This window comes from Rhodoferax sp., from assembly GCF_014859475.1.
GTDB lineage: Bacteria > Pseudomonadota > Gammaproteobacteria > Burkholderiales > Burkholderiaceae_C > Rhodoferax.
This window is the reverse complement of sequence record NZ_JACUUE010000197.1, coordinates 1-4,719: the sequence shown is the minus strand read 5'-3', so window position 1 is coordinate 4,719 and position 4,719 is coordinate 1. Positions and strand designations below refer to the sequence as shown.

General features: G+C 58.4%; 5 protein-coding genes. 3 read left to right on the top strand and 2 right to left on the bottom strand.

Going from position 1 to position 4,719, the window contains the following annotated elements; translation table 11 throughout:
• Window positions 1–100: 100 nt before the first annotated feature.
• Both IBX54_RS12805 and IBX54_RS12800 read right to left on the bottom strand, forming a co-directional pair.
• Window positions 101–1,339: a type II toxin-antitoxin system HipA family toxin gene (locus IBX54_RS12805; RefSeq protein ID WP_296543043.1), complete on the bottom strand. Its 1,239-nt coding sequence runs from the start codon at window positions 1,337–1,339 to the stop codon at window positions 101–103.
• Entirely contained in the window at window positions 1,336–1,677 is a 342-nt protein-coding gene (locus tag IBX54_RS12800) for a helix-turn-helix domain-containing protein (protein ID WP_296543042.1), read from the bottom strand. The genes IBX54_RS12805 and IBX54_RS12800 overlap by 4 nt, the downstream gene beginning before the upstream one ends.
• Before the next feature lie 447 nt (window positions 1,678–2,124).
• Between IBX54_RS12800 and IBX54_RS12795 the strand changes: the two genes are divergently transcribed.
• Genes IBX54_RS12795 through IBX54_RS12785 form a run of 3 tightly spaced genes read left to right on the top strand, consistent with a single transcriptional unit; the run spans window position 2,125 to window position 4,642 of the window.
• Window positions 2,125–3,201, top strand: a complete 1,077-nt coding sequence (locus tag IBX54_RS12795) for a cytochrome c3 family protein (RefSeq protein ID WP_296543041.1) — start codon at window positions 2,125–2,127, stop codon at window positions 3,199–3,201.
• Entirely contained in the window at window positions 3,202–4,032 is an 831-nt protein-coding gene (locus tag IBX54_RS12790; RefSeq protein ID WP_296543040.1) for a tetratricopeptide repeat protein, read from the top strand. It abuts the gene before it with no gap.
• Between the two features lie 10 nt (window positions 4,033–4,042).
• Entirely contained in the window at window positions 4,043–4,642 is a 600-nt protein-coding gene (locus tag IBX54_RS12785) for a cytochrome c3 family protein (protein WP_296543039.1), read from the top strand.
• The last annotated feature ends 77 nt before the right edge of the window (window positions 4,643–4,719 follow it).

Here is a 4,719-nt window from a genome sequence, read left to right as displayed (position 1 = left end):
TCAGACCTTTGCTGCCAGTTTGTTGCATAAATTTGTCAGCGGTCATTTGGTCAATCAGTAACCCTTGACTGTTTTCCCCAGAACCTTCGAGCATGCCAGCTCAGCTCAATAACCTGGCATTTACAGCGATAGCCGTCCGAACCAGCTTCAGGGTCGCCGGGCGAATGTATTTCTGCATGCCACTTTCGCTGATAACTTCATTCAGGCGCGCGTGCACGTCCAACATGCGCGCGATGGCGCTGGTGGCCCACGTCTTGTCCAGGCTGGATTTTTCGGCCAACGCGAGCAGCAGCGCTCGGGTGATGTTTTTGCCGTGTCCCAGCACGTCCATCTGATGTTCGCCCCCCGGCCCGGCATTAAAGCTCAGGTCGTAGCACGGCGCCAGCTCCCACTGCCGCACTTTGTTCAGGCGAAAAGAGAAGTTCTTTGCGTGGTCATCGCGGTTGTGGAACAGCACGTTGAAAACGCAGCGCTCATACGCTTGCTGCACAGCTTGGTCATTGCGTGTAAAAAGCCTCACAAGACGCATAAACGTGGCGTAGTCCACAGCGCCAGCAGATCTGAAGTCCGCATGCAGCGCACCTGCCAGGGTGTGAACGGGCACGCGCATGCCGTCTTGCACGTCAAAGCGCTCAATCCCAAAAGCGGCCAGCTTTTTGTCCAGGTCGAAGTACGCCGTCTGTGGCATGTTGAGCTGGCACGCTCTTGCCAGCCTTGCATACAGGTGCTCGATGGCGCAGGCTTCCTTGTGCTCGTCTTGAGCGTGGAACTTCACGAGCCAGGGCGCGCTCCCGGCAGTAGCCTGCGTGCTGATGGCATGCGTAGCCGCGTTGTAAAAGACCAGCACCTTGGGCCGGGCACCATGTGGCGAGCCGCCCATCAGTGCCAATTGCTTTAGTGCTTGGCTTTCTTCACCGCTGACCAGCACTTGCACTTCGCGCGCCAGGTCCAGCAACGTGAAGTCCTCTGTGCCGAGTTCCTGGCGGTCAGCGGGCTCGAAGGTCAGCGCGCCCATGCCGCGGCTACCCACAAAAGCGAGGCGATCCAAAGGCGAGAGCGTGGCCGGGTTGCGGCCCGCCTTGCGAAATAGCTTGTCCATGAGCAGCAAGCCCCAACCGTCCGGCAGCGAGTCGCTCACAAGCCCAGGCAGCCGCTGCAAGTAGGTGGGGAAATTCCCATAAGCCTGCGCCGCAAGCCTTAGCCTGAGCGGGGAGAGCTCGAGCTGCTGTGCCAATGCTTCTTTTGAATACTCAAAAAGCAACTGCGAGCCATTGTCGGCCAGCGTACCCAAAAGCCAGCGCTCACCCCAACCCTCGTAGTAAACAAAGACCTTTTTCATGCCGTGGTTTCCGGGGCAGTTGCATTCTTGCGTAAATACTTGCGCGGTGCGCGTACCCGCCTGGCGCTGTTGGCCGCCTCCATTTGGGCGATGGAATTCACTTTGAGCTCAAAAAGCCCCTGCAACTCGGACTCCCGCCCCAGCGCCTGGACGATGCGCAACAAGGACAGGAGCGTGCACTTACCCGAGCCTTCGAGCTCTTGCACGACGTAGCGCGATACCCCTGCGCGACTGGCCAGTTCTATTTGTTGAAGCCCCTGGGCCAGGCGCAATGCCTTGAGCCGGGCGCCCAGCTCATGGGCGATTTCATCGAAAGAGGCAAGACTAAAATCAAACATTTCAGGCGTTATAAACTTATTTATTAATAATGCTCGAAATTATAAGCGCTATAGATCTCACTGTGACGCGCTAACCCGTTTGCGTGGACTGCCGCGTGGCGAGCGTTGATGCCGCCTTGTTTTTGGCGGGTAAAGTATTTGCGTGGTGGCACCGGTGCCCCAGGGCTGGCCGCTCAAGTCAGACCAGGCGTTCAGTGTGGACGTGATCAACCCCGCGCAGTTGTCATGGGCGTTAACGCGCTGAGCTTGAGTTGAATTTCCTATCTATTGAGCAAGATCAAGTAAAAACCAGAGCAACAATGCTTCAATTCGACGGCTGTGGCGTGGCTGGCGGAAATAATTAAATAAAGAAAAAGTCAAGAAACGGCCAGCAACGATGGCTTCGGTCGCGGTTTATCCGTTTGATTGGCGCGGGCCAAATGGCTTTTTTACAAAATGAGTGGGGCAATGTCTGTTATGCGATATATTTTTTCTGCATTACTCGCCTGGGCAATGGCGTTTTCAACGGTGCTATTCGCCCAAACCGCACAAGCGGCCACACCGCTATCGCCCTCCTTTGCTGTGCGCGGCCTGCCAACCGGGGCGCTAACCCCGCTGACCGGCACATCAGTCTCAGCCCACGCGCCCTTTGAAGCAGGCGAATGCAGCCTCTGCCATGCCAATAGCGACCCCAAGAAACCCGGGCCGTTAATCACAGACGTTACAACACTGTGTCTGGGCTGCCACGAAGAATTCCCCGGTGTGCTCAAGCGCGCCCACGTACACCCCCCGGCGCAAAACGCCTGCACCAATTGCCACAACCCGCACAACGCCAATTACCCCAAAATGCTGCTGCAAGAAACCGGCCAGTTGTGTGCCGGTTGCCACAAGGAGGTTGCTGAAATCCATGCCAGCGCCAGCGTGCCGCACAAAGCACTGAGCAGCGGTGCCAAGTGCCTTAATTGCCACAACCCGCACGCCAGCGAGGTAGAGACACTGCTGGTCCAGCTCCCCTTTGACCTCTGCCTGAGCTGCCACAACGTCGATACCATGGTTGGCGCCAACGGCAAAAAACTGCAAAACATGAAAGCCTGGCTTGACGACAACCCAGACTGGCACGGCCCGGTAAGAGACAAAGACTGCGTGGCATGCCATCAGCCGCACGGCGGCGAGCAATTCCGGCTGCTTGATGGCAACTACCCAAAAGAGTTTTATGCCCCATACAACCCGGATGTCTATGACCTGTGCTTTACTTGCCACAAAGAAAAAGCCTTCTCTACCGCCCGGACCGACAAGCTGACTCGTTTCCGCGATGGCACGAAAAACCTGCATTTTGTCCACTTGCAGCAACCCGGCCGGGGCCGTACCTGCCGCGCCTGCCATGAGGTACATGGCTCCAAGCAAAAACACCATATCCGCGACGGCGTACCCTACGGCTCAGGCGGCTGGGTGCTAAAACTGAACTACGAGAAAACGGCCACCGGTGGCTCTTGCGCAAAAACTTGCCACCAAGAGCGTGGCTACGAGAACCGCAAGGCACCTTAAATGCCGCTGCCAGCCATCAAGCGCCTGCTCTTGTTGCTGGTCGTGTTTCAGGCGCTGGCTGGCATAGGCCTGGCGGCCAGCGCCCATGCTGACATTGGCACACCCGTGGCCAACCTTGAGATGACCACCCTACAGGGCGGCAAACAGCCGCTGCTGGCCGAGAGCGGCAGCACCGCGCTGTTTTTCTTTAGGCCGCAGCAAGCGCGCTCACACGCGGCGCTGCAAGAGCTAGGACCTTGCCTGAGCGAATTCGCTGACAAATCCGTGCACCTTGTCGGTGTGGTCTCGGACTCGGTGGCGTTGCCTCAAGTCAGCGCGCTGGTGCAAGAAACCGGTTTTACGGCTGCCGTGCTGGTGGACCCCGGCGACACGCTTTATGGCAGTCTGGAGCTGGCCATGCACCCCGTGGTGGCGGTGATCGGGCCAGACCACAAACTGGCCGCGTTTGAAACCTACCGGACGATTGATTTTTGCGCCGTGTTGCGCTCGCGCATACACCTTCTGTTGGGTGACATCACCGAGTCGCAGATGCAGCGCACGCTGAACCCCGAGCGCACCCACGAGGGCGGCCAGACGCAAGTCGCACGCCGCCACCGCGCCATGGCTGCCATGCTGTTCAAAAGCAAGCGCTACGACAAAGCCCTGGAAAGTGTGCGCAAGAGCCTCGCGCAAGACCCCAATCTGGCGAGCGCGCACCTGCTGCTGGGGCAGATTCTGGCGGCCCAGGGCCAATGCGCTGAGGCCCGGGCAGCCATAGAGCAGGCGCTGACGCTAGACGCCAGCCTGAGCCCGGCCAGCCAGTCCGCATCAGGCTGCGCGGTGGCAAACTAAAGCGGTCTGAATGCAACTCAGAAATGCCGCCTCGGCAACCGTGTTCGCGCTACTGCTGGCGGCCACTGGGCTTGCCGCTGCCGAAAGTTGTGTGTACTGCCACCGCCAGATGACAACAAGCAAGACAGTTCACGCGGCCGTTCATATGGGCTGCAAAAGCTGCCACGACAACCTTGACGTCAGCAAAGTACCGCACCTGAACAAAGGGCCTTTGCCCAAAGGCCTGCGCGCTGAGGTGCCTGCGCTGTGCATCAGTTGCCATGAACAAGCCCTGTTTGAAGGCAAAATGGTGCATGCCCCGGTCAACACCGGCATGTGCCTGGAATGCCACAACCCTCACGCCAGCGACTACCCAGGCCTGCTAAAAACAAAACCGGTCTTACTCTGCCTGAACTGCCACCCCGACATCGAGAACAGCCAGCACGTGATCGCGGGCCTGAGCACCAAAGGGCATCCACTGGGCAACAAAAAAGAAAACGTACCAGACCCCCTGCAGCCGGGCAAAACGTTTTATTGCGCCAGTTGCCACGAGCCACATCGCTCTACCCTGCCCAAGCTCACCCGCTATGGTGCCGGCATGACATCTTGCCAAACCTGCCACCAAATGTGACGCAATCCATGTCCCCGGACTGCATGGACTGCCGCGCTATGCTTTCCATGAACAGCCCCGTCATTGCGAACGCAGTG

Coding starts and splice junctions, on each gene's coding strand:
- IBX54_RS12785 (WP_296543039.1), top strand. CDS start 4,043: ATGCAACTCAGAAATGCCGCCTCGGCAACCGTGTTCGCGCTACTGCTG.
- IBX54_RS12795 (WP_296543041.1), top strand. CDS start 2,125: ATGTCTGTTATGCGATATATTTTTTCTGCATTACTCGCCTGGGCAATG.
- IBX54_RS12790 (WP_296543040.1), top strand. CDS start 3,202: ATGCCGCTGCCAGCCATCAAGCGCCTGCTCTTGTTGCTGGTCGTGTTT.
- IBX54_RS12805 (WP_296543043.1), bottom strand. CDS start 1,339: ATGAAAAAGGTCTTTGTTTACTACGAGGGTTGGGGTGAGCGCTGGCTT.
- IBX54_RS12800 (WP_296543042.1), bottom strand. CDS start 1,677: ATGTTTGATTTTAGTCTTGCCTCTTTCGATGAAATCGCCCATGAGCTG.